Source organism: Bacteroides galacturonicus, from assembly GCF_003096855.1.
Classification (GTDB): Bacteria; Bacillota; Clostridia; order Lachnospirales; family Lachnospiraceae; genus Lachnospira; species Lachnospira rogosae.
Window position 1 is genome coordinate 281,228 of sequence record NZ_QEOA01000004.1, and the last position, 26,968, is coordinate 308,195.

22 protein-coding genes are annotated in these 26,968 nt (G+C 37.3%); all 22 read left to right on the forward strand.

Annotated elements, in window-relative coordinates; genetic code table 11:
* Nucleotides 1-16 precede the first annotated feature (16 nt).
* The 22 genes from trpC (at nt 17) to C7390_RS06370 (ending at nt 26,942) form a co-directional block, all read left to right on the forward strand.
* Nucleotides 17-835 (forward strand): indole-3-glycerol phosphate synthase TrpC, encoded by an 819-nt coding sequence (gene trpC / locus C7390_RS06265; RefSeq protein ID WP_116443812.1) that lies wholly within the window; start codon nt 17-19, stop codon nt 833-835.
* A gap of 14 nt (nt 836-849) precedes the next feature.
* Nucleotides 850-1,497 carry a phosphoribosylanthranilate isomerase gene (locus C7390_RS06270; RefSeq protein WP_055174190.1) on the forward strand — a complete coding sequence of 216 codons (648 nt, stop codon included), beginning with the start codon at nt 850-852 and terminating at the stop codon, nt 1,495-1,497.
* A gap of 85 nt (nt 1,498-1,582) precedes the next feature.
* Nucleotides 1,583-2,770: a tryptophan synthase subunit beta gene (gene trpB / locus C7390_RS06275; protein ID WP_055306088.1), complete on the forward strand. Its 1,188-nt coding sequence runs from the start codon at nt 1,583-1,585 to the stop codon at nt 2,768-2,770.
* Nucleotides 2,770-3,564, forward strand: a complete 795-nt coding sequence (gene trpA, locus C7390_RS06280; protein ID WP_116443813.1) for a tryptophan synthase subunit alpha — start codon at nt 2,770-2,772, stop codon at nt 3,562-3,564. Before trpB ends, trpA begins: the two co-directional genes overlap by 1 nt.
* Nucleotides 3,565-3,566: 2 nt before the next feature.
* The gene (locus C7390_RS06285) at nt 3,567-3,878 is read left to right on the forward strand and encodes a DUF3837 family protein (protein WP_055174192.1); all 312 of its coding nucleotides are present in this window, start codon (nt 3,567-3,569) and stop codon (nt 3,876-3,878) included.
* 79 nt (nt 3,879-3,957) lie between these two features.
* A complete protein-coding gene (locus C7390_RS06290; RefSeq protein WP_090139820.1) occupies nt 3,958-4,212 on the forward strand; it encodes an HPr family phosphocarrier protein in 255 nt (84 codons plus the stop codon).
* Nucleotides 4,213-4,230: 18 nt separating this feature from the next.
* Nucleotides 4,231-4,824: a DUF6465 family protein gene (locus tag C7390_RS06295; RefSeq protein ID WP_055306086.1), complete on the forward strand. Its 594-nt coding sequence runs from the start codon at nt 4,231-4,233 to the stop codon at nt 4,822-4,824.
* Nucleotides 4,825-4,991: 167 nt separating this feature from the next.
* Nucleotides 4,992-5,489, forward strand: a complete 498-nt coding sequence (locus C7390_RS06300) for a CarD family transcriptional regulator (protein WP_022502137.1) — start codon at nt 4,992-4,994, stop codon at nt 5,487-5,489.
* 357 nt (nt 5,490-5,846) lie between these two features.
* Nucleotides 5,847-6,518, forward strand: a complete 672-nt coding sequence (gene hypB, locus C7390_RS06305; RefSeq protein ID WP_022502136.1) for a hydrogenase nickel incorporation protein HypB — start codon at nt 5,847-5,849, stop codon at nt 6,516-6,518.
* A gap of 70 nt (nt 6,519-6,588) precedes the next feature.
* On the forward strand, nt 6,589-9,336 hold the full coding sequence (locus C7390_RS06310; protein WP_022502135.1) for an FAD-dependent oxidoreductase: 2,748 nt from the start codon (nt 6,589-6,591) through the stop codon (nt 9,334-9,336).
* Nucleotides 9,337-9,566: 230 nt separating this feature from the next.
* Nucleotides 9,567-9,911, forward strand: a complete 345-nt coding sequence (locus tag C7390_RS06315) for a hydrogenase maturation nickel metallochaperone HypA (protein WP_055174196.1) — start codon at nt 9,567-9,569, stop codon at nt 9,909-9,911.
* 150 nt (nt 9,912-10,061) lie between these two features.
* Nucleotides 10,062-12,713 carry a valine--tRNA ligase gene (locus C7390_RS06320; protein ID WP_055174197.1) on the forward strand — a complete coding sequence of 884 codons (2,652 nt, stop codon included), beginning with the start codon at nt 10,062-10,064 and terminating at the stop codon, nt 12,711-12,713.
* 110 nt (nt 12,714-12,823) lie between these two features.
* Entirely contained in the window at nt 12,824-13,084 is a 261-nt protein-coding gene (locus C7390_RS06325; RefSeq protein ID WP_116443814.1) for a hypothetical protein, read from the forward strand.
* Nucleotides 13,085-13,220: 136 nt separating this feature from the next.
* Nucleotides 13,221-13,949 carry an ECF transporter S component gene (locus tag C7390_RS06330; RefSeq protein WP_318255750.1) on the forward strand — a complete coding sequence of 243 codons (729 nt, stop codon included), beginning with the start codon at nt 13,221-13,223 and terminating at the stop codon, nt 13,947-13,949.
* A 153-nt stretch (nt 13,950-14,102) separates the two neighbouring features.
* Complete coding sequence (locus tag C7390_RS06335) at nt 14,103-14,378, forward strand: hypothetical protein (protein ID WP_022502130.1); 276 nt, start codon at nt 14,103-14,105, stop codon at nt 14,376-14,378.
* Nucleotides 14,379-14,511: 133 nt separating this feature from the next.
* Complete coding sequence (locus tag C7390_RS06340; protein WP_116443815.1) at nt 14,512-16,464, forward strand: NAD(+) synthase; 1,953 nt, start codon at nt 14,512-14,514, stop codon at nt 16,462-16,464.
* Between the two features lie 52 nt (nt 16,465-16,516).
* Nucleotides 16,517-17,683, forward strand: coding sequence for a peptidyl-prolyl cis-trans isomerase (locus tag C7390_RS06345; protein ID WP_055306082.1), 1,167 nt, complete (start codon nt 16,517-16,519; stop codon nt 17,681-17,683).
* 163 nt (nt 17,684-17,846) lie between these two features.
* Nucleotides 17,847-18,413 carry a hypothetical protein gene (locus C7390_RS06350; RefSeq protein ID WP_116443816.1) on the forward strand — a complete coding sequence of 189 codons (567 nt, stop codon included), beginning with the start codon at nt 17,847-17,849 and terminating at the stop codon, nt 18,411-18,413.
* Between the two features lie 33 nt (nt 18,414-18,446).
* Complete coding sequence (locus C7390_RS06355; protein WP_022502126.1) at nt 18,447-20,024, forward strand: flotillin family protein; 1,578 nt, start codon at nt 18,447-18,449, stop codon at nt 20,022-20,024.
* A gap of 95 nt (nt 20,025-20,119) precedes the next feature.
* Nucleotides 20,120-20,854 carry an HAD hydrolase-like protein gene (locus C7390_RS06360; protein ID WP_116443817.1) on the forward strand — a complete coding sequence of 245 codons (735 nt, stop codon included), beginning with the start codon at nt 20,120-20,122 and terminating at the stop codon, nt 20,852-20,854.
* Nucleotides 20,855-20,895: 41 nt separating this feature from the next.
* Nucleotides 20,896-25,278 carry an acyl-CoA dehydratase activase gene (locus C7390_RS06365; protein WP_055174203.1) on the forward strand — a complete coding sequence of 1,461 codons (4,383 nt, stop codon included), beginning with the start codon at nt 20,896-20,898 and terminating at the stop codon, nt 25,276-25,278.
* Between the two features lie 218 nt (nt 25,279-25,496).
* The gene (locus C7390_RS06370) at nt 25,497-26,942 is read left to right on the forward strand and encodes a carbon starvation CstA family protein (protein ID WP_022502123.1); all 1,446 of its coding nucleotides are present in this window, start codon (nt 25,497-25,499) and stop codon (nt 26,940-26,942) included.
* Nucleotides 26,943-26,968: the final 26 nt, after the last annotated feature.

The window sequence follows — 26,968 nt, forward strand, 5'->3', positions numbered from 1 at the left end:
TAGAAATGGAGATAATATGATTCTTGACGTTATTGTAGAAGATAAGAAGAAAAGACTTGTAGAACATAAAAATGCTATAAGTGAAGAGGATATGAAGCAGGAAGCACTTAATTTAAAAAGACAGAGCATAAGTTTTTATGATGCCTTAAGAAAGCAGGGTTTATCAATAATAGGAGAGTTTAAAAAGGCTTCTCCAAGCCACGGAAAGATGGATAATAAGATAGACCTGACTGAAAGAATAAGACAATATAGTGAGAGTGCAGATGCTATATCGTGTCTTACAGAGGAAGATCATTTTAATGGAAGCACAGAATATCTTAAGCAGATCAGAAGCCTGACTAATCTTCCGATTATAAGAAAAGATTTTATAATTGATGAATACCAGGTATATGAAGCTAAAGTTATAGGTGCAGATGCAATTCTTTTGATAGCTGCAATACTTGATGATAAGACATTCAAGAAGTTATATGATCTGGCATACAGTCTTGGACTTGATGTGCTGTGTGAAGTTCACGATGAGGAAGAAATGCAGCGTATGATAAATCTTGATGTTAAGATTATTGGAATTAATAATCGTAATTTAAAGACATTTGAAGTTAACCTTAATACAACTAAAAAGCTTTCAGATATGGTGACACCTAAGATGAGAGAAGAAGGAAAGGTTCTTGTATCCGAGAGCGGGGTGGAAGGCAGTGAAGATGTTAAGCCACTAGCTGACAGCAGGGCAGATGCATTGCTTTGCGGAACAGTGCTTATGGAAGCACTTAATCCTAAAGAGCTTATAAGAGAATTTAAAGATACATACGATAAGGAGCTTTTAAAGGCAAAAAAATAGCTTCTCCTGTTGAAGTGAAGATATGCGGGCTTACAAGTGAAGCAGACGCGGGACTTCTTATAAAATATGGTGCTGATTATGGCGGTGTTGTTGTATTTTATCCAAAGAGCAAAAGAGATGTAACAATAAAAGAAGCTAAGATAATAGTTGATATATTGAAAAAATCAGACATAAAAGCTGTAGCTGTTACAGTATCACCAACAGTGGAACAGTTGTATAAAATACAGGAAGCAGGTTTTGATTATATTCAAATTCACGGCACGCTTGAAAAGGCTGTATATGAGGCAGACACAATTCCGATTATAAGGGCAGTTAATATAGCAGATAACAATAATGCAGATAAAACTGACGACATAATTAATACAGTTAAGGAACAGGTTGAGAAATGTCAGAAGCTTGATAAAGTTGCTGGAATACTGCTTGATGCAGGTGTTCCGGGTTCGGGTAAGACGTTTGACTGGAACAGTATTAAAGAGCTTGAGATAACAGAAAAGAAGTTATTTCTTGCAGGAGGTCTTAACAGTGGCAATGTTGCGGCGGCAGTTAAATGCGTACAGCCTGATGTTGTCGATATAAGCTCTGGTGTTGAATATGAAGATGTGCTTATTAAAGGCAAAGATGAAAGTAAAGTCAAGGCATTTATAAATGCTGTTAATAATTAACAGTGTAGATTTATGGTATAAAGCCAGAAAAGCTTATCAAAGCTTGCTGGGTGTAATATTTAATTAAAGGAAAAGAGGAATAATTATGCAGGATAACAGATATTATGGAGAGTTTGGCGGACAGTATGTGTCTGAATCATTAATGAATACACTTAATGAGTTAGAGAAGGCATTTGATGAGGCTATTAAAGATCCTCAGTTCATAAAAGAATATATGTACTATCTTAAAGAGTATGTAGGAAGAGAAACACCTTTATATTATGCAGAGAGAATAAGCGAGAAGTATGGTGCTAAGATATATCTTAAAAGAGAAGATTTAAACCATACAGGAGCACATAAGATTAACAATGTTATAGGTCAGATACTTCTTGCTAAGAGAATGGGAAAGACTAAGGTTATAGCTGAGACAGGTGCTGGACAGCACGGCGTTGCAACAGCTACAGGAGCAGCACTTTTTGGAATGGAATGTACAGTATATATGGGTGCTGAAGATATAGAAAGGCAGTCACTTAATGTATTCAGAATGGAAATGCTTGGTGCAAAGGTTCAGGCAGTAACGACAGGAAGTGCAACACTTAAGGATGCAACTAACGAAGCTATAAGAACGTGGGCTGAGAGAGCGGAGGATACATTTTATATAATCGGTTCAGCAGTAGGTCCTCATCCATATCCTAAAATGGTTAAAGAGTTCCAAAGAATAATATCAACAGAGGCAAGAAGGCAGATATTAGAAAAGGAAGGGCGACTTCCTGATGCAGTAGTTGCTTGTGTTGGCGGCGGTTCTAATTCAATAGGAATGTTTGCTGATTTTATAGATGATAAAGATGTAAAGCTTATCGGTGTTGAGGCAGGTGGACTTGGAATAGATACAGGAAATCACGCCTCTGCTATGGCACTTGGAGAACCGGGCGTTCTTCATGGAATGAAGTCATATTTATTACAGGATGAGGCTGGTAATATCAAGCTTGCACACAGTATATCAGCAGGCCTTGATTATCCTGGTGTAGGTCCGGAACATGCATATTTAAGAGACTCAGGAAGAGCAGAATATGTATCAATTACAGATGCTGAGTGTATGGATGCGTTAATGGAACTCTGCCGGATGGAAGGTATTATTCCAGCAATAGAGAGTGCCCACGCACTTGCCCACGTATTTAAAATGGCACAGGGAGAATACAAGGGAAAGATTATAGTAATGTGTCTTTCAGGACGTGGCGATAAGGACGTTCACACAGTAAAGAAATATCTTAATGGAGAGGAGACTAATAAATAATGAATAGAATAGAAGAAAAAATGACAGCCTTAAAGAATGAAGGAAGAAAGGCATTTATCACATATACAACAGCAGGGCTTCCAGATATGGAAACAACTAAGAAGATTATGTTCGCACAGCAGGAGGCAGGCATAGATGTTATGGAGCTTGGAATACCATTTTCTGACCCTGTAGCAGACGGACCAGTTATTCAGGCAGCATCTTATGAAGCAATACAGAAGGGTGCAACCTTAACAAAGATATTTACACTTATGAAAGAGGTAAGAAAAGATGGACTTACTACACCTGTAGTGTTTATGATGTACTATAATACAGTTTACCATTACGGACTTGAAGAATTTGTCGAAATGTGTGCAGAGTGCGGAGTGGACGGTCTTATTATACCAGACCTTCCATATGAGGAGCAGAAAGAGATTAATGCAGTGCTTGCAGAAAATGAGGCTGCACCAATTCTTATACAGCTCGTATCACCGGTATCTAAGCAGCGTATACCTATGATTGTTAATAATGCAAGAGGCTTTGTATACTGTGTATCACAGATGGGTGTTACAGGTAATGGTGCTAATTTCCATAAGCAGATAAGAGAGTATCTTTTGGAAGTTAAGAAGAACAGCCCTGTTCCGGTTATGATGGGATTTGGAATAAGAACAGCCGGGGACGTAGAGCCACTTGAGGATATTATTGATGGTGCAATTGTTGGTTCACATTTTATCACTCTTATGAAAGAGAATAATTATGATGAAAATGTTATCAAAGAATATATAAGCTCTTTCAAGAAGGAGATGAATGAGTAAATATGGTTGTTAGTCTTGTAAGAACAGCGATACAGACAAAATGCAGATATGATAATGCCAGAATGACAGGAAATTATGAATGTGCGTATGCACTTGGTATTTTAACGAGTCAGGAGGGTGTTGAACCAGAAGGCACAATAACTGAATTAAAAAGCGTGTATGATAAGGTTATAAGTGGTATTTCAGCTATCCAGACTGACGATAAGAAGATACAGCAGTTAATTGCAATAACGTCTGATTATGAGGTTACAGATAAGTTTGATGAGCAGATGAATGAACTATATCATATGGGATACAACGATAAGAATATTTAAGCAGGTCTTGACTTATTAGGGTATATGAGGTATATTCTACAAATGTAATTAATTTATGAAGGATAGGTGGATGTTAACGATGACAGAATTGGTTAAGGTTGCAGACATTAACAAAGCACATAAGAATCCAATAGCTGAATTAGTTCAGATAGCATGTAAGTTTGACAGTCATATTGAGATTGAGGGCGAAGGAAAAAACATTAATGCAAAAAGTCTTATGGGGATTATGGCATTTGGATTAAAGGAAGGCATCGAGGTTAAAGTTACAGCTACTGGCAGTGATGAGAGTAATGCCACCGATGCAATTAGGAACTTTTTAACTTGTAATGATTAATTTATGGAGGATTTGATCATGGAAACTAAGGACATTTTTGGTAACGAGGCTAAGACAGAAGTTAAGACAGCAAAGAGTGCAGATGTTAAGAAGACCACTACAAGAAAGACACCTGCAAAGGCAGCAGCAAAAGAAACTGTTAAGGAAACTAAGAAAGAAGCAGCTAAGACTGTTGAGACAGTAAAGAAGGCAGCCGGGGAAACTAAGGAAGCAGCCAAGAAGGTTGAAGCTGATGTAAAGGCAACAGCTAAGAGTGTAGAGGCAGAAGTTAAGACAGCAGTCACAGCTAAGAAGGCAGCAGTTAAAAAGACAGCTTCTAAAGCAGCAGCTAAGACAACTAAGACAGCAGCTAAGGCTGTTAAGGAAGTAAAGGCAAAGAAGCCAGCCACTAGAAAGACAACTAAGGCAGCTAAGAATACTTTTGATAAGGAGTTATTCTTCCAGTATGCTAATAAACAGGTTGATGAGGAAACTCTTGTTGCAAGAATAGTTGAAGATGCTAAGGAACAGAATGTAGAGATTAAGGAACTGAAAATGTACTTAAAGCCAGAAGATAATGCATGTTACTATGTTGCTAACGGCAATGTTGCAGGACGTGTTAATCTCTATTAATTCCAATTGATACATAATGTTAAAGGACTGTGGTGTATGTATGATGCCACAGTTCTTTTTTGTTCTTTATAAAGAATTTTAAAAGAAAACATTTTGAAAAAATTGTCGAATTGATGTATAATAATACCCAAGTTGGTAAAGTAAAGTACACAGAAATGAGGAGTTATATGTTTGAAGTTAATGAAAAAGTTGTTTATGGAGTTGTAGGTGTATGTGAGATTGAACAGATAGGCAGACCACCTATAAAGGGAATTGACAAAGATTATTATTTTCTTCAGCCTGTATATGACACTAAAGGTATTATATATTCGCCAGTTGAGAATAACAAAGTTATGATTAGGAGCATAATTGGCAAGGATACCTGTATCAAGCTTATTGACCGTGCTAAGAATTGTAAGAAGGATGAGGCACTCAATGAAAAGATTCACCCATCCAGGTATGACGAGATGGTTAAATCACAGGACGTTATACAGCTTATGCACCTTGTAAGAGCTTTGTTTAACATAAAGAATGACAGAGCAAAGGAGTTAAGGAGAATGAAGTCGGCAGATAACCGTATGCTTGCAACAGCAAGAAAGCTTCTTTACGGAGAGATAGCAGCGGCTATGAATGAGGACTACACTGCAATGTCAGAGCAGATGGACAATTATCTGTCAGTGCTTTGATTTTAATCAGAGAAATCCTGTTTGATTAAATAATATATTTTATCCAGTGTTTTAGATAAATGTAATTAATGGTAACATTCAATGATTGCATTTTATCAATAACACTGTTTTTTTTATTTTAAAACATATATAATAATATTATTATGATAAAGCTTGATTTCGTGAATTGATAATTGACATTTTTTTAACATATTGCTATCATAGTGCAATACGCATAAAAGCAGGGACTGATTACGGCATAATTTAGTCAGACTTTTATTGACAATTAAATATTCACATAGTATGTAATAAGCTATTGTTATGGCTTGGCATATGTGAACAGCTTTATTAGCTCATATTAAATCAGGGAGGTTAGCAGTGAAGGACGTTAGGGTTATTGAAGTGAAAAAAAGCGTGTTTGAAAGCAACGATGAACGTGCCGCTCTTTTAAGAAAAGATTTAAAAGATAAAGGTGTATTTCTTTTAAATCTTATGTCATCACCGGGGGCAGGAAAGACAACAACTCTTACAAGAACGATTGAACAGTTGAAAGATGACTTAAGAATAGGCGTTATGGAGGCTGATATTGATTCAGATGTTGATGCAATAACAATTGCTGAGACAGGTGCTAAAGCAATACAGCTTCATACTGGTGGAATGTGTCATCTTGATGCTGATATGACAAGACAGGGAATTGATGAGCTTGACGATAGTGATATTGATCTGGTAGTTCTTGAGAATGTCGGAAATCTTGTCTGTCCGGCGGAGTTTGATACAGGTGCAGTAAAGAATGTTATGATTCTTTCAGTGCCAGAGGGTGATGATAAACCACTTAAATATCCCCTTATGTTTTCAGTGTGTGATGTTGTGCTTATCAATAAGATTGATGTTATGGAATATTTTGATTTTGATATTGAACAGTGCAGGGAATATATCAGAAGAAGAAATCCTGATGCTAAGGTGATACCTGTTAGTGCCAAGACGGGTGAAGGAATATTAGAATGGACAGACTGGTTAAAGAACCAGGTTATGGAATGGAAAGAAGCGTAACCACGGTAAGCATAATTATTTAACGTGAGCAACGAAGATAAAAGCCTTTATAAGGTGGAAAGGACAATTTATGGGTAAAGAAGAATTTAAAAATCCTCATCCGGAACTTCCGGTAAGAGAGCCAATACTTAAGCTTGGCAAGATGATAACAGACAGAGTGCCAATTAAGCTTGGCTTTGAGAAATTAACAGCAGATAGTCCGGAATACTGGGGACTTGCACCAATATGTACAGATGAACAGGCCAATATAGCATTAAAAATGGGTGTCCGTAAACCTAAGACACTTAAGCAGATGGTGCAGATTACAGGAATGGACGAGAAAGAACTTGAAAAGCAGCTTGAGCAGATGTCTTTTAATGGTCTTTTGGAATATAACTGGGAAAATCCACAGCACGAGAAGCAGTATGTTCTTCCAATGTTCGTACCAGGAAGTGCTGAATTTACTAATATGAATTCCACAGTTCTTGAAGAACATCCAGAGATGGGACGTTTCTTTGAGAGAATGAGCCGTCTTCCATTGGAAAAGATTACTCCTATGGTGCCACCAGGGGGTGCAGGAATTGGTATGCACGTTATTCCGGTAGAGAAAGCTATTGATATGAATAACGAGGCAATATCTTTAGAGAAGATATCATACTGGCTTGATAAGTATGATGGCAAATATGCAGCAAGCCCATGTTCATGCCGTAAGTCAAGAAAGACTTATGATGAAGGCTGTGCAGATGATCCAGAGGATTGGTGTATAGCTGTTGGTGATATGGCTGATTATGTTGTTGAAACAGGCAAGGGCGGTCATTATATCACTAAGGAAGAAGCACTTGAGATATTCAAGAAGGCTGAAGACAATGGTTTTGTTCACCAGATTACTAATATTGACGGACAGGACAAGATATTTGCTATATGTAACTGTAATGTTAATGTCTGTTATGCACTTAGAACATCGCAGTTATTTAACACACCTAATATGTCACGTTCGGCATATGTTGCCAAGGTAACTAAAGAGAACTGTGTAGCCTGTGGCAAGTGTGTTGAATACTGTCCGGCAGGAGCTGTAAAGCTTGGACAGAAGTTATGTACTAAGGACGGAAGCGAGATTAAGTATCCTAAAATGCCACTTCCATCAGAGCAGAAGTGGGGACCACATATGTGGACAGAAGATTACAGGGATAAGAACCGTATCAATTGTTATGATACAGGTACAGCACCTTGTAAGACAGCCTGTCCAGCACATATAGCGGTTCAGGGCTATCTTAAGATGGCAGCTCAGGGAAGATACAAGGATGCACTTGCGCTTATAAAGAAGGATAATCCATTCCCGGCAGTATGTGGACATGTATGTAACAGAAGGTGTGAGGATGCCTGTACAAGAGGAACAATAGATGAAGCTATTGCAATAGATGAAGTTAAGAAGTTTATTGCAATGCAGGATTTAAAAGCAGATACACGTTATATACCAGAACCTGTAGTTCCGGCAACTAAGGGATATTTTGATGAAAAGATTGCTATTATTGGTGGTGGTCCTGCCGGACTTTCGTGTGCATTCTATCTTGCACAGAAGGGTTACAAGCCAACTGTATTTGAGAAGAACAAGAAGGCTGGTGGTATGCTTGTATATGGTATTCCATCATTTAAGCTTGAAAAAGATGTTGTTGAGGCTGAGATAGATGTTATGCGACAGATGGGCGTTGACATTAAGACAGGTGTTGAAGTTGGTAAGGACATCACTATTGATGAATTAAAGAAGCAGGGTTATAAAGCATTTTATATAGCAATAGGCTGTCAGGGTTCAAGAAAAGCAGGAGTTGCAGGCGAAGATGCCAAGGGCGTTATGTCAGCAGTTGACTTCTTAAAAGAGGCTGGAAGCACACACGAATTCCCACTTGAAGGTGATGTTGTTGTAATCGGTGGTGGCAATGTTGCTATTGACGTTGCAAGAACAAGCACAAGAGTTGGTGATTACAATGTATCTATGTTCTGTCTTGAGGACAGAGCTAATATGCCAGCTTCAGAAGAAGAAATAGAAGAGGCTGTAGAAGAAGGCGTTAAGCTTGACTGTGGCTGGGGTCCTAAGGAAATCCTTACAGAAAATGGAAAGGTTACAGGAATTGTCCTTAAGAGATGTACATCAGTTAAGGATGCAGATGGAAGATTTAACCCTCAGTATGATGAGAATGATACTAAGACAGTTAAGTGCAGTCACGTATTCTTAAGTATAGGCCAGACAACAATCTGGGGCGATTTATTAAAAGGCACAAAGGTTGAGATAGATGGCGTAAGAGTTAAAGCTGACAAGCTTACATACCAGACAACAGATCCAGATGTATTTATCGGTGGAGATGTATACACAGGACCAAGATTTGCTATTGATGCAATTGCGGCTGGTAAAGAAGCTGCTATATCAATCCACAGATATGTACAGCCACACAGCTCACTTACAATAGGACGTAACAGAAGGGATTTCATAGAACTTGACAAGAATAACATCAAGGTAGAAAGCTATGATAATTCTTCAAGACAGATACCTGGAACAGATAATTCATTTGACCATAAGAAGTCATTCAGAGATGCTAAGCTTACATTTACAGAAGAACAGGTTAAAGCAGAGACAGCAAGATGTTTAGGCTGTGGTGCTTCTGTAGTAGACCCTAACAAATGTATTGGCTGTGGTATATGCACAACTAAGTGTGAATTCGATGCAATACACCTTAACAGGGATTTACCAGAATGTAGTACAATGAGAAAGAGTGAAGACAAGCTTAAGTATATACTTCCTTATGGAGCTAAGCAGGCTATAAAGATTAAGTTTAAGAAGAAATAAACAACCTTATAGCTGGATAACAGATAATGATAATTAGTAATAATTATATTAAGCTATAGTAATAATGACATAAGGATAATTTCCTATGTAGATAAGAACAACTGCAATATAATCAGGCTGTACAGCCTTTGCGGCTTTTGGCAGCGATTGTATTGTGGTTGTTCTATTTCTATACTATAGTGTATTATGGTATAGATAGAAAAATCACAGAGAAAGGAGCAATCACCTCAATGCACGAATTAGGCGTAGTATTTCACATAATAGATGATTTAAAAGAAGTAGCCGTGAATAATGAAATATCCGAGATAACTAAAGTTGTATTAGAACTTGGCGAAGTATCCACCGTAATAGACTCATACCTTACAGACTGCTGGAAATGGGCGGTAAAGAAGGAAGATTTATTAAAGAATTCTGAGCTTGTTATAGAGAAGATAAATGCAGTTACTTACTGTGAGGACTGCAAGGCTGAATATGAAACGGTAAAATATGGAAAGATATGTCCTGAATGTGGAAGTACACATACATATCTTTTGCAGGGAAGTGAATTTAACATCAAAGAAATAGAGGCGTGTTGACATTTTTAGCTGGTAATATTATGATTAAACAGATTGAGATTATAAGAAAATAATATATTATGCTATAATAAGATATGTTATGCTGATTAATGGCGGGATTTATATCGGTTAAATAGATTATTTTCTTAGGATATAGAAAGGATTACTACTATGAGTAAGGAATTGGAAAAGAACTACAATCCCTCAGAGATAGAGGACAGATTGTACCAGAAGTGGCTCGATAAGAAATATTTTCACGCAGAAGTAAACAGGGATAAGAAACCATTTACTATTGTAATGCCACCACCTAATATTACAGGAAAGCTGCATATGGGTCACGCACTTGATAATACAATGCAGGATATTATTATTCGTTTTAAGAGAATGCAGGGATATGAAGCATTATGGGTGCCAGGAACTGACCACGCAAGTATTTCGACAGAAGTAAAGGTAACCAATGCCTTAAAAGAAGAAGGGATTGACAAGCACGAGCTTGGAAGAGAAGGCTTTCTTAAAAGAACATGGGAATGGAAGAAAGAATATGGCGGAACCATCACAAGCCAGTTAAAGAAGATTGGTTCGTCTTGTGACTGGGACAGAGAAAGATTTACAATGGATGATGGCTGTTCTAAGGCAGTTCTTGAAGTATTCTGCAAGTTATATGAAAAAGGTCTTATATACAAGGGCTCAAGAATTGTAAACTGGTGTCCTGTATGTAACACATCTATATCAGATGCAGAGGTTGAACACGAGGAGCAGGCAGGACATTTCTGGCATATCAATTATCCTGTAGTTGGTGAAGAAGGAAGATATGTAGAGATAGCTACTACTCGTCCAGAGACACTTCTTGGTGATTCGGCACTTGCTGTTAATCCGGATGATGAAAGATATACAGATCTTATTGGAAAGGAAGTATACCTTCCACTTACAGATAGAAAGATACCTGTTATCGCAGACAGCTATGTTGATAAGGAATTCGGAACTGGTGTTGTTAAGATTACTCCGGCTCACGATCCTAACGATTTTGAGGTTGGTAAAAGACATAACCTTCCAGAGATTAACATACTTAATGATGATGCTACAATTAACAATCTTGGCGGAAAGTATGCCGGTATGGACAGATACGAAGCAAGAAAAGCTATGGTAGCTGACCTTGATGCACAGGGACTTTTGGTTAAGGTTGAAGACCACGTTCATAATGTTGGTACACACGATAGATGTAAGACAACAGTTGAGCCTATGATTAAACAGCAGTGGTTCGTTAAGATGGATGAGCTTATCAAGCCAGCAGTTGAAGGCGTTAAGAATGGTGATATTGAACTTGTTCCAGCTTCTATGGATAAGACATATTTTAACTGGACTGATAACATAAGAGACTGGTGTATATCAAGACAGTTATGGTGGGGACACAGAATACCTGCTTACTACTGTAAGGATTGTGGTGAGATGGTAGTATCTAAGGATAAGGTATGTACATGTCCTAAGTGTAAAAGCTCTAATATGGAACAGGATCCAGATACACTTGATACTTGGTTTTCATCAGCACTCTGGCCTTTCTCAACACTTGGCTGGCCGGATAATACACCTGAGCTTGATTACTTCTATCCTACAGATGTACTTGTAACAGGATATGACATTATATTCTTCTGGGTTATCAGAATGATATTCTCAGGATATGAGCAGATGGGTAAGAAGCCATTTGGCAAGGTATTATTCCACGGACTTGTAAGAGATTCACAGGGACGTAAGATGAGTAAGTCACTTGGAAATGGTATAGACCCACTTGAAGTTATTGATAAGTACGGTGCAGATGCTTTAAGATATACACTTATCACGGGTAATGCACCTGGTAATGATATGCGTTTCTACTGGGAAAGAGTTGAGGCAAGCCGTAACTTTGCTAATAAGGTATGGAATGCTTCAAGATTCATAATGATGAATGACCCGGATAACAAGATAAAGGCTACAGATGAGAAGCCGGCTAATCTTACAGCGGCTGATAAGTGGATATTATCAAAGATGAATTCACTTATTAAAGAAGTTACAGATAATATGGAAAAGTACGACCTTGGTATAGCAGTTGCCAAGCTTAACGACTTTATCTGGGAAGAATTCTGTGACTGGTATATAGAGATGGTAAAACCACGTCTTTACAATGACGAGGATACAACTAAGACAGCAGCTATATGGACATTAAAGAAGGTTCTTATAGATGCACTTAAGCTTCTTCATCCATATATGCCATTTATTACTGAAGAAATATTCTGTAATATTCAGGATGAGGAAGAGTCTATTATGATAAGTTCATGGCCTGTATACACAGAAGATAATAACTATTCACAAGATGAAAATGCCATCGAAACAATTAAGACAGCAGTCCGCAATATAAGAAATTTAAGAGCTGAAATGAATGTTGCACCAAGTCGTAAAGCACTTGTATATATTGTTTCAGAGAATGAGAATGTTAGAAATATATTCGCTAATGGTAAAGTATTCTTTGCGACATTAGGTTATGCGAGTGAAGTTGTAATCCAGTCTGATAAGTCTGGTATTCCAGAAGATGCAGTATCAACAGTTATTCCAGATGCAGTTATCTATATTCCATTTGCAGAGCTTGTTGATATTGATAAGGAAATCGAGAGATTAAAGAAAGAAGAAGATAAGCTTCATAAGGAAATCAGCCGTTGCAATGGTATGCTTAATAATGAGAAGTTCACATCTAAAGCACCACAGGCTAAGATAGATGAAGAAAAAGCTAAATTAGAGAAATATTCTAATATGCTTGCACAGGTTGAAGAAAGACTTGCAACACTTTCTAAGTAGCCAATAGTTAAAGTTATATGTGTTTCCTGCTGGGAAAGATTAATGCAGTATCCAGCGGGAAGTGCATAAAAGCAATAGACCAGAATATATAATTATGGAGGACAAAAGTTATGGCAGATAATTTAATGAGAAAACTCCCATTTACACGTTTTGCTATGGAGATGAGAAGTGGCAAGATAATTGAGATTGATGAAGGCTTTGTTAAAATGCTTGGCTACACAGAAGAAGATATGAAAAATGGTCTTGTGTTCAAAGATATTGTGCCGGATATTGATTATGAGGGCATAATAACAGAGCTTCGAGAGACATTTATTGATCAGAGATATGCCTGCTATGAGCATTATTTTAGACTAAGACAGGTAAGAAGATAAGAGTTGTTGTATTCATAAGAATAGAGAATAAGCTTCTTGAAGGACACAGAGTATTACGTGTAAGTGTAGGTAATATTTCAGATCTTAAATAACTGTTGGTATATGTATAAATATTATTTAAGAGTGGAGAACAATAATGAGTAACTTACTAGATGTCATTCGTAAGAATATTGAATTTGTAGGTATATCACTTCTTCTTATGGTTATAGTATTTGTGATTGCAAGGGCAAGTGAAGTGCTTATTGAGAAAAGAAACGGAGTTAAATTCGCTTCAAAGAATACGAAAGTTAATAAAACAGTTATTATGGCTATGCTGTCAGCAATAGCGGTTATTCTTATGTACTTTGATTTTCCTATTCCAATTATAGCTCCGGGCTTTTATAAGATTGATTTCAGCGAAGTGCCTGTGCTTATAGGTTCATTTATGCTTGGACCTTGTGCAGGAGTCGTTATAGAAGCAGTTAAGGTAATACTTCATTTCTGTATGAAAGGAACTACAACAGCATTTGTTGGCGATTTTGCTAACTTCATACTTGGCTGTATGTATGTTGTGCCGGCTTCTATAATTTATCACATTAAAAAGACAAGAAAGATGGCTGTAGTATCACTTGCAATAGGTGGAATAATACTTGTAATAGCTGGTATGGCACTTAATGCGTGGTATCTGCTTCCTAAGTATTCAGAACTTTACGGTCTTCCTATGGATACATTGATTGCTATGGGAACAAAGGTTAATGCTTCAATTAAAGATGTATTCTCATTTGTCGCATTGGCGGTTGCACCATTTAATGTGATTAAAGCTGTTATTGACGGCGTTATAACAGTTGTGTTATACAAGTATTTAAGTCATCAGTTAAAAGCCTGATGATGAATAATAGATTTTAACAGGGACATAATATTATATGAATATAAGCGTATATACCATTATTAATGATACCATTATCAATGGCTGTATACGCTTATATTGGTTTATTTCATAAATATAATATTATGCGGCAGGCATAAGAATGGAGGATTTATGTCTAAGTTAAAATGGTTCATTATCGGAGCTATGATGGTTACAGTTATGGCAGTTCTTGTTGGCTGTGGAGCAAAGAATGACTCTGAAAGCGGGAGTAATTCTGGTTCAGGAAATAATAACAAGAGTACAGTAGAAAATCTTATGACAGAAGCAGCCACAGGAGCAAAAGAGATGATGACAGAAGCGGCAACTGGTGCAAAAGAGATGATGTCAACAGCAGAAAATGGAATGAAGGAAATCGCAACAGAGATTTCATCAGCATTCCACGAATAATAAATACGGTGTCAAAAAGTCCAGCAGACGTGTAATCAGCATTATAAATGTCGGTCTCTGGACTTTTTTGCGTTGTAAATAGTTGTTAGTTTTGATATACTAATTAAAAATTGTATAAGGGAGAATTATACCAGTGAAGGATGGATATATAAGAGCTGCGGCAATGACACCCAAGATAAAGGTTGCAGATTGCCGTTATAATACAGAGCAGATTAAAGAACTTATCACTAAAGCATATGATAATAAAGCTGCAATTGTAGGCTTTCCTGAATTGTGTATTACAGGATATACTTGCAATGATTTGTTCTTACAGGATACATTGATAGATGAAGCATATAATTCATTGATTGATTTAAAGAAATATACCGGACAGTATGAAGGAATGGCTGTTGTTGTCGGACTTCCATATATGTATATGGGAAAGCTTTATAATGTGGCGGCAGTGCTTATGAATGGACATATTATTGGACTTGTGCCTAAGATGAATATACCTAATTATGCGGAATTCTACGAGAGAAGACAATTTAAAGAAGGCTTTAAGGGCAATGTGTCTGTTAATATAGATGGAGAAGATGTTGATTTTGGTGGAAGCCTGATATGTCAGTTTGGAAGCAGTAATAAAGTTAAACTTGCAATTGAGATATGTGAAGATTTGTGGACACCAGCACCACCAAGCATAAGACACGCACTTAACGGAGCGACAATTATTGTCAATCTTTCTGCAAGCAATGAGACTATAGGAAAGTCAGCTTACAGAAGGGAGCTTGTTAAAGGACAGTCGGCAAGACTTGTATGCGGATACATTTATTCAACAGCAGGTGATGGAGAGTCGACACAGGATATAGTATTCGGTGCACATAATCTAATATGCGAGAATGGCACAGTGCTTGCAGAGGCTAAGAAGTTCACCAATGAAGCAGTGTATGCGGATATTGATGTTGACAGAATATGTTCGGAAAGAAGAAGAATGTCTACATTTGATGTGAATGTAGATGAAAATATGAAGGAAGCATATAAATATGTTACCTGCCCTGAATTAAAAAAACGTACTTTGGAATTAAAAAGATATTTTGATAAAGCACCATTTGTTCCAGATGATAAGAAGGAAAGAGATGCAAGATGTGAGGAAATACTTGACATACAGACATATGGACTAAAAAAAAGGTTAGAGCATACTAACTGTAAGAGTGCAGTTATAGGAATATCAGGGGGACTTGATTCAACACTTGCACTTCTTGTAACTGTAAGGGCATTTGATATTCTTAATCTTGACAGAAATGGCATTAACTGTATTACGATGCCTTGCTTTGGAACAACTGACAGAACATATAATAATGCAGTTAAGATGACAGAAAAGCTTGGCTGTACATTAAGAGAGATTAATATAAAGAAGTCTGTAAGACAGCATTTTGAAGATATCGGACATAATGAAGATGTTCATAATGTAACATATGAGAATGGACAGGCAAGAGAGAGAACACAGATTCTTATGGATATTGCCAACCAGACTAACGGAATGGTAATAGGAACAGGTGATATGTCAGAGCTTGCATTAGGCTGGGCAACTTACAACGGCGACCATATGTCAATGTATGGAGTTAATGCTTCTGTTCCAAAGACACTTGTAAGACATCTTGTAAGATATTATGCTGATACCTGTGCTAATAAAGAATTATCAGAGGTGCTTATTGACGTATTAGATACACCTGTAAGTCCAGAGCTTCTTCCACCTAATGAAGATGGAACAATACATCAGAAGACGGAAGACCTTGTAGGTCCATACGAACTTCACGATTTTTTTATGTATCATATGTTAAGGTTTGGAGTCGGACCAGAAAAGTTATTCAGAATAGCTAATATTGCATTTGCAAATGATTATAGCCCTGCTGTAATATACAAATGGTTAAGAACATTTACCTGGAGATTTTTTGCACAGCAGTTCAAGCGTTCCTGCCTGCCAGACGGACCAAAGGTCGGTTCGGTTGCAGTATCTCCAAGAGGAGATTTAAGAATGCCAAGTGATGCAAGTCCTGCTGCATGGATGGAAAAGCTTGACAGAATTAAAGAAGCTAATGGCTTTGAATAATATTTAATAATATATATAAATTTTAATAATCAAATAATCAGGAGGATTAAAAATGGCTGGCAATAACAATACAAAGAATGACAGCACACAGAAGATAGTTACAAAATACGATAAGAAGATGGCTAAAAGAAAGGCTGAACAAAGAAAACAGGAAAGAGAAAGCTTTATATTTAAGGTTGTAGGAATTGGCGTTCTTGCTGGAATAGTATTAGCTTTAGTAATAACATTGGGAACAAGATATTCAAGAATACATAACAAGTTTATAAAAGTTGATTCAGAGAATATAAGCCAGATAGAATTTGATATGTATTATAATATTTCTAAAAATGCACTGTTATCACAGACATTTTACGGAAATACGACAATGGCAGATTATTTCTCATATATGGGATATAAAAGCTCTGAGAATGATAAGTCACAGACTAATTCACAGACAGGTGGAACCTGGTATGCTTATTTTGCGGATAATGCAGTTAATACAATTAAGGAAACTAAGGCATTGTTAAAGGATGCTGCTGACAATAATTACGAATACACAACAGCAGATGAGGATTACAACAAGCTTGTAGAACAGGCTGAAAGTGCCGCTGCCGCCGCATCATTAGATGAAAAGGCATATTATAAGCAGAACTTTGGTAATTATGCTACCAAGAAGAATATAAAGAGCTATTTAATGGAATATCTTAAGGCAGATGCTTATAGAACAGAACTTACAGACAGCTTAAAGGCTACAGATGATGAAGTTAAACAGTATTATGAAGAACATAAGGATACATATGATCAGGTTGATTATCGTGAATTTACAATAAAAGCTGTAGATACAACTGACGGTGAGATGCAGGCAGCCAAGGCAAAGGCAGATGAGTTTGCGGCAGGAGCTGTGAGCGAGCAGGCATTTAATGATTTATGTAAGAGATATGCAGATGATGGTGACACTAAATATGATGACATCAATGGTTCGCTCTTTAGCAAGGTAGTAAGTTCTAATATGGACACAGGAACATCAGACTGGCTTCTTTCAGATGACAGAAAGGCTGGAGATGTAACAGTTATAGAGAATTCATCATCAGGCTGTTATTATGTACTGTATTTTATTAATAAGTCATATGATGGTTCATCAGATGAAACAATTGCGTCAAATGTACTTAACAACAAATATTCAGAATATATTTCTAATATAACTGACAGTATGCAGGTGGATATATATAACAGATTTTAGTTAAGTATATCAGATTTTGATTAAGTATATTAGATTTTAATTAAATTGAATATGCGTAAGACAATATAAAATATAAGACAATGTAAAAGGTGTAATATCATTGCATTTAAGAAATACTGTTGTAATCAGATGATTGGATTGACCTTATATGAGGGGAGGTTCTATGTTTAATACGATATGTATAGCGTGTATTATAATTGGAATTCTTATTCCATTTTGTAGTATAGTGCTTAATTTGTTTGATGGATTTGTTGATTTTATATCAATAGATATATTTCAGTTAGAATTCGGCTCTGATATGGTTCTTGATTTTCTGCCATTTTCAATTAACAGCCTGTGTTTATGGGCGTTAGTATTTGGTTGTACAGGAATGATATTTAATGGAAAGCTTTCTGAACCGGCTCTTATTGTGATTGGCATTGTGGCAGGCTACATATGTGCTGTTATATTACAGTCAATTATTAAAAGACTGAAAAAGGTTGAGAATTTTGCCGCAGAGAAGAGTGAAATATTGTTAAGCAGGGGAACAGTGAGTAATGCAATTCCCAAAGGTGGTGTCGGGGCTGTGAGCATATTATTAAGCACAGGCTCAAATGTCACATATCCTGCCAAGACAGAAGATGGTGAGCCTATTAAGCAGGATAAAGAAGTTAATATCTTAAGATTTGATGGTGATTATATAATAGTAGAGAGCACATCACGTCTTGAAGATAAATATTCTGGCAGATAAGCCAGAAGCCGGAATGGCAGAATGGAGGTTTATATGGGATATGGCACAGAGTCAAGTCTATTTGGCATTGTAGCTGCAGTACTGGGAATTGTATTAATTCTCACAGTTGTACTTAGAATGTGGAAAAAAGTACCACAGGACAAGGCAGGAGTTGTAACTGGTATGAAGAAAAGGGTCATCACCGGTGGTGGTGGACTTGTAATTCCAGTATTTGAAAGAATTGATTATATTTCGCTTGGAAATATACCGCTTAGTGTTGCGACACGAAGCAGTCTTTCAAGCCAGGGTGTACCAATTAGTGTAATTACAACAGCGGTTATCAAAGTAAGAAATGAAAAGAACAGTATTCTTACAGCAATTGAACAGTTTACGGGACGTAACGAGAAAGAGATTATTGATAACATTCAGGGTACAGCAATAGCAGTTCTTGAAGGTAAGCTTCGAGAGATTATTGCAACTATGACAGTTGAGGAGCTTTATCAGAAGAGAGAAGAATTCTCTTCAAGGGTACAGGAAGTTGTAGGTACAGAGCTTGGCAATATGGGTCTTGAGGTTAAGAACTTCACTATCACAGATATATCTGATGAGAACGGATATATCAAGGCACTTGGTGATGGTATGATTGCCCAGAGAAAGAAAGATGCTGAAATCCAGAAGGCAGAAGCTGCAAGAGATATGCAGATTAAGACTTCACAGGCACGTCAGGAAGGTGAGTCAGCCAAGTTAAAGGCAGAGGCAGATATAGCTCAGGCGGCTAAGGATAAGGCAGTCCTTGAAGCCAATTATATGCAGGAACAGCAGACAGCACAGGCTAAAGCAGAATTAGCACACGATATCCAGTCTAATATTACACAGAAAGATGTAATACAGGCACAGATGGATGCAGAGCTTCTTAAACAGCAAAGACAAAAAGAGATTGCAGAAGCACAGATTCAGGTTCAGATTGCATCAGAGCAGAAGAATATAGAACTTGCACAGAAGCAGGCTGAAAGAACTAAAGAGAGTTTAAGGGTTACTATAGTTGAACCAGCTAATGCTGAGAAGGCAAAACAGATGGCAGATGCAGATGCAGAAAAGTACCGTCAGATTGCACAGGCACAGGCGAGAGCTGAGTCCAAGAAAGTTGAAGCACAGGCAGAAGCAGAAGCGATTGCAATTAAGGCACAAGCAGAAGCAGACGCTATTGCTAAGACAGGTATAGCAGAGGCTGAGGCAACTAAAGCCAAAGGTATAGCAGAAGCTGAAGCCATGGAGAAGAAGGCAGAAGCTTATGAGAAGTACGGTCAGGCAGCTATGATGGAAATGCTTGTAAAGGTACTTCCACAGATGGCAGAACAGGTAGCTAAGCCGCTTCAGAGCATAGATAAGGTTACAATTATTGACAGCACAGATAGTTCTAATGGCTCTGGTGTAGGACAGATGGGCGGTTATGTTCCATCGGTGCTTGCAAAGACAATAGAATCTATTAAAGAAACAACAGGCTTTGATATAACAGATGTTATGAAAGCTAATACAATACAGGCAAAGACAGACAGAAATATATCTGTTGATGGTGTAGACGGAGTTTCTAATATTACTATAAACAATGACAAATCAGAGTTGTCAAATTAATTTAAAATAGTATAATTGATTATCAAAAGAGGTGGACGTAAAAGGTGCACCTCTTTTGTATTTGTATAACATATAAAGAATTGAAAGGATAATCTATGAGAAAGAAATATATTTTATTTGATTTGGACGGAACACTTACAGATTCAAGTGAGGGAATAACAAAGAGTGTGCAGTATGCACTTGATAAGCTTGGGATAACAGAGAATGACGAGGCAGTGCTTAAAAGATATATAGGACCTCCGCTTGATGAAAGCTTTGCTAAATTTCACGGCTTAAGCAGAGAAGATGCGTTGAAGGCGGTTAATTATTACAGGGAAAGATATAAAGATACAGGAATATATGAGAACAGATTATTTGATGGAATAAAAGAACTGTTAAGCAATTTAAAGAAAGAAGGTTACATAACAGCACTTGCAACATGTAAGCCTGAAATATATGTTCCTACGATACTTAAGTATTTTGATATAGAGCAATATTTTGATATAGCTGTAGGAAGTGAATTAGAGGGCGGTGCAAGAAGACATAAGGATGATGTGATTAATGAGGTATTTAACCAGATTATAAAGCTAAATAAAGCTGATAATGCGCATATTACTAATGCTTCGGATACAACAAATGTATCAGATACAGCAGATATTTTAAATAATATCAAGGCTGATTCAATTATGATTGGTGACAGAAAAGATGATATTCTTGGAGCTAAGAATTGCGGAATAGAGTCTATAGGTGTCAGATATGGATTTGCTGAAGAAAATGAGCTTGAGAATGCAGGAGCAGATTACATAGTTGAGAATGTGCAGGATATTATTACTACACTTGATGAAATGTAAATGATATATATAAATATATAAGTATATATAAAGGTAAGGCAATGAAGATGGAAGAACTTGTAAAGAACAGATTATCAGATAATAGTGATATAAGGGTAGGAATAGATGTAGGTTCAACAACAGTTAAGCTTGTAATAACAGATATTAATACCAATGATGTTGTGTATTCCAAATATGTAAGACATAACGCAAGGCAGATTGACACAGCAAGAACTCTTCTTAGTGAGGTAAAGGAGCTCCTTAGTGGGAAAAACTTTAAGGCAGCAGTATGCGGTTCAGGTGGAAAGCCGGTGAGCAGGGCATTGGGAATACATTATATTCAGGAAGTTGTTGCTAATGCGGCGGCAGTACAAAGACTGTATCCGGATATACGAACAGCGATTGAACTTGGTGGACAGGATGCTAAGGTAATCTTCTTTTATTTTGATGATAATACAGGCAGGCTTATGACATCTGATATGCGTATGAATGGAAGCTGTGCAGGCGGAACGGGTGCATTTATAGACGAGATAGCAACACTGCTTGGCGTTAAGACAGAAGAATTTGAGAGCCTTGCGGCAAAAGGTACAACTGTATATGACATATCAGGAAGATGTGGTGTATTTGCAAAGACAGATATACAGCCATTATTAATACAGGGAGCTGACAGGGCTGATATTGCTTTGTCAACATTTCACGCCATAGCCAAGCAGACAATAGGTGGATTGTCACAGGGACTTGAGTTAAAAGCACCTATAATATTCGAGGGAGGACCTCTTACATTTAATTCTACACTTATAAGGGTATTTGCAGAAAGGCTTGGACTATCAGATAAGGATTATATAGTTCCACAACATGCAGAAACAATAGTTGCATATGGAACAGCAGTTGCGATAGATAATTTATTTGATGATGATACATATGTCACTATTGACGAGCTTATTAATAGAATTGATACTTTTGACAGGTCTTTAATAAAAGAGCATAAAGCAGTCAGCAAGCCATTCTTTGCAGATGAGGCAGATTATAAAGAGTTTACCCAAAGACACGATAAAGAGCTTTATAAGCTGAGTGAGCCACACATTAAGAATGGTGTACTAAATGTATATCTTGGAATTGACTCAGGCAGTACAACATCTAAATTCGTGCTTATAGATGAAGAAGAAAAAGTTATAGATACATTTTACGCTAATAACCACGGTGACCCTATAAAAGTGGTTAAAGAGGGTATAACAAAGATATATGATAAATATGCTGATAAAGGAATTAAGCTTGTGTGCAGGGGAATGGGAACAACAGGTTATGGAGAACATCTTCTTGCCAAGGCATTCAGGGCTGATTACCATACAGTAGAAACTGTCGCACACACGACAGGTTGTCAGAAGTTCTATCCTGATACAACATTTGTGCTGGATATTGGCGGTCAGGATATGAAAGCAATATGGCTTAATGACGGCGTAATAACTAATATTATGCTCAATGAGGCCTGTTCATCAGGCTGTGGGTCATTCCTTGAGAACTTTGCATCCAATCTAAACATAGATGTTAAGGATATTGCTAAAAGGGCATTCAGCTCAGTTAGTCCAGCACATTTAGGAAGCAGATGCACAGTATTTATGAACAGTACAATAATTAATGAACAGAGAGATGGCAAGAACCCTGATGATATTATGGCAGGTCTGTGCCGTTCGATTATTGAAAATGTGTTCACTAAGGTTGTGCGAGTTGCCAATACAAAAGAGCTTGGTGAAAAAGTAGTAGTTCAGGGGGGAACTTTTAGAAACAGGGCTGTTCTTCGTGCCATAGAAGAATATCTTGATATGAATGTTACTCTCGCACCATTCCCAGGTGAGATGGGAGCACTTGGTGCGGCACTTGCAGCCAAGAAACATATAAAAGAAGGCTATGCGAATGGTGAAAGCTCATCATTTATAGGCTTTGAGGCTGTGAAGAAATTTGAATACACAACACAATCGGGAGTACGTTGTGAGCATTGCGGCAATCACTGCTTAAGAAATGTTCTTACATTCCCTGACGGCGGCAGATGGGTTACAGGCAATAGGTGTGAAAATGGACTTATACTTGATGAAACAGCGACGGTACTTGAGGATACTAAAGAAAACAGCAAAGAGAACGCCGTGCTCGATGTGTTTGCAATGCGTGAGAAAATGCTATTTAAGGCGTATGATTACAAAGAAGTTTCAAAGCACAAGGATATAACAATCGGAATACCAAGAGTGCTTGAATTCTTTGACAGTATGCCGTTCTGGACAACATTTTTTAAGGCATTGGGTTATAATGTCAAGCTTTCTCATAAAAGCAACAGGAAAATGTATGAGAAAGGGCTTAAATATGTAGCTTCAGATACAATATGTTTTCCGGCAAAGCTTGTCCACGGACATATAGAGGATCTTGCCAGCCAGAATGTTGATAGAATATTTATGCCATATGTTATGCATATGCCACCAGAAGGAACTGATAAGCTGAGTCCTTATGTGTGTTCTGTTGTTATGGGATATCCTATGGTTGTAAGAAACTCACAGAACCCGGAGAAACAGTACGGGGTTAAGTTTGATACACCTATATTCCACTGGTTCTCAAAGAAAGACAGAAGACACCAGATAATAGAATATGCTGTCAATGAACTTTCGGTATCAAAGAGTGAGGCAGAGGAAGCTTATAGACAGGCAGCAGATGCAAGAAATGGATTTAAGGGTGAACTTATAAGACTTAGCAATATGGCTATTGATAATGCTAAGAAGAATAATACATTTGCTGTTGTGCTTGCAGGAAGACCATATCATACAGACCCATTTGTAAGCAAGAATATATCGAAAATGCTTGCAAAGAAAGGAATTGCTGTTATTCCTGTTGATGGTCTTGACAAGCTTAATGAGCAGGTGCTTTCTAATACAAGGGCAGAGATAACCAATAATTTCCATACAAGAATGTTGTCAGCGGCGATGATAGCAGCTAAGACACCAGAGCTTGAATATGTGCAGATTGTAAGTTTTGGCTGTGGACATGATGCAATACTTTCAGATGAGATTATAAGAATAATGAATGAGAGCGGACATAAGCCGCCCCTTATTCTAAAAGTTGATGAAAGTGATGCGACAGGAGCACTTGGAATAAGAATACAGTCGTTTATAAAGTCTGTACAGATAAGACGTGGGATTAAAGATGAAGAATTCATAAAGAAGCATATGTATGAGGAGCTTAAAGAGCCAAGTCCTGCCAAGTTCTATAGGAAAGATAAGAAGATAAGAACTATTCTTGTGCCTAATATATCAGTTGAGGTTTCTAAAATTCTTGAGGGTATATTGGAAAAAGAGAATTTCAAAGTTAAGAGAATACCAATAGGTTCAACAGAGCAGATTAAGCTTGGAAAGAAATATGTACATAATGATATATGTTTCCCAGCCCAGATGGTTATAGGAGAGCTTATAGGTGAATTAAAACGCGGCGGTTATAATCAGGACGAGGTTGCCGTTGGAATGGTTAAATTCCAGTGTGACTGTCGTATGTCACATTACGCAGGACTTCTTAGAAAAGGACTTGATTCTGCAGGCTTTAGTAATGTGCCAATTCTTACAACTGATGTTAATGATACTAAAAGAAATCACCCAGGTGTATTCTTACTTGGAGTTAGTGCGGTATTAGAGGCTGTATGGTCATTTATGATGCTTGATATGCTTACTGATGTATGCAGAAAGACACGTCCTTATGAGATTAATAAAGGCGAAACAGACAGGGTATACCAGCAGTGTGTTGATAATCTTGCCAAGGCTATTAAATCTGGAATTGGAAGTGCAAGAAAAGCATTTGAACAGGGAATGAAGGATATGTCGGCGATACCTTATGACAGAAGCCATTTAAAGCCTAAAGTATTCATAACAGGAGAACTGCTTGTTACATATCATTCAGGCTCTAACTTTAATATTGAAAGATATATGGAAGAAAATGGAATGGAAACTATATTCCCAAGAATAACAGACCAGCTAAGAAAAGATTTTCTTGCATCTATGGCTGAGATAAAGGATTATAATGCAAATATATTCCCATATCCATTTGCTGTTGACTGGCTGTTTGACCACGTCCAGAAGTCGTTGGAGAAGACGGCTGTTCTTCATCCTCTGTACAAAAAGGCATTAAGACCAAGGGATATGTATCAGGGAGTTAAAAATATAATTCCTGAAACCCTAAGCTGTGGTGAGGGCTGGCTTATGGCAGCAGAGATTGTACATTATGCTAAGGAAGGCGTAAAGTCATTTATTATATTACAGCCTTTTGGCTGTCTGCCTAATCATATATGCGGAAGAGGGGTAATAAAGAGAATAAAAGAAGACTACCCAAATGTTACAATTCTGCCTCTTGATCTTGACCCTGATACAAGCTATGCTAACGTTGAAAACAGAATGCAGATGATGATTATGAATAGCTGATGTTGAGATACACAAACGATGATTTGTCAATATTATTCAAAAAGAAATATAAAAAATAAATAAAATTTGTTAATAAATACTAAAATGTGCCAGGCTTTTTTGGCACATTTTTTTTATTTTCAAAGTTGAAATTTTTATTAATTATACTATAATAAAGCTAACGGAACAGTACTGTGATAAGTTAAATATTTTATTCTAAAGTAAAGGAGGACAAGGTTATGATTAGTTTTTTCATTTGCTTGTTTCTTTTAATTGGCGGTTACTTTGTGTATGGTAAAGTTGTAGAGAATACATTTGCACCAGACGACAGAGAAACTCCAGCAGTTAAGATTAATGATGGCGTTGACTATGTAGTAATGCCACAATGGAAACTGTTTTTAGTACAGCTTTTGAATATTGCAGGTTTAGGACCAATATTCGGAGCTATGCAGGGTGCTTTATGGGGCCCGGTTGTATTCTTATGGATTACATTTGGTACTATCTTCGCTGGTGGTGTACACGATTATTTCTCAGGTATGTTATCAGAACGTAATGATGGTGCATCAATCTCAGAGGTATGTGGTATATACCTTGGCGGATTTATGAAGAATGTAATGAGAGTATTCAGTGTTGTACTTCTTGTTATGGTTGGTACAGTATTCGCAGTAGGTCCTGCTGGACTTATTGTAACTCTTTTCAAGAATGGTAACGTATCAGGAATTGTTACCAGTACAGAATTCTGGTTATGGATAATTCTTGCATACTATTTCATTGCAACATTTATTTCAATTGATAAGATTATCGGACGTATTTATCCATTATTTGGTATATGTCTTATCATTATGGCACTTGGTGTTGCACTTGGTATATTTACTCACTCACAGTACCAGATACCAGAGATATGGTCACACTTCACTAATATGCATCCTAAGGCAACTCCAATATGGAGTGTAATGTTCATAACAGTTGCCTGTGGTGCTATATCAGGTTTCCACGCAACACAGTCACCTCTTATGGCTCGTTGTATGAAGTCAGAGAAGCAGGGACATTTCGTATTCTATGGTGCAATGGTTGCCGAAGGTATTATCGCTTTAATATGGGCAGCAGCAGGCTGTTCAATCTATGAAGTAACAGATGGTTTAAGCACAGGCTTAAGTGCAATACTTGCCAATGGACAGTCAGCAGCTATATATGATGTATGCTCAAAGACAATGGGTGGTGTTGGTGTTGCACTTGCTATGATAGGTGTTATTGTATGCCCTATCACATCTGGTGATACAGCTTTCAGAAGTGCAAGACTTGTACTTGCAGACTGGTTCAAGATTGATCAGGGTAAGTACGCTAAGAGACTTATGCTTTGTGTTCCATTACTTGCAGTTGGTGCATTTGTTGGACACCTTGATTACACAATTATATGGAGATACTTCAGCTGGACTAACCAGACACTTGCTATGATAGTTCTCTGGACAGCTAGTATGTTCTTATTCAAGGAAAAGAAGAATTACTGGATTACAGCAGTTCCTGCAACATTTATGAGTGCTGTTTCAATGACATATTTCTTCTATGCAAAAGAGTGCCTTAACCTTGGTACAAAAGTAGCTTACCCAGCCGGTATTATAATTGCCGCAGTATTCTTTGGAATATTTATGTATGCAACAAGAAAGCATACAAAGGAAGCTGCTTAATACATAACAGTAGTAATAGAATATAA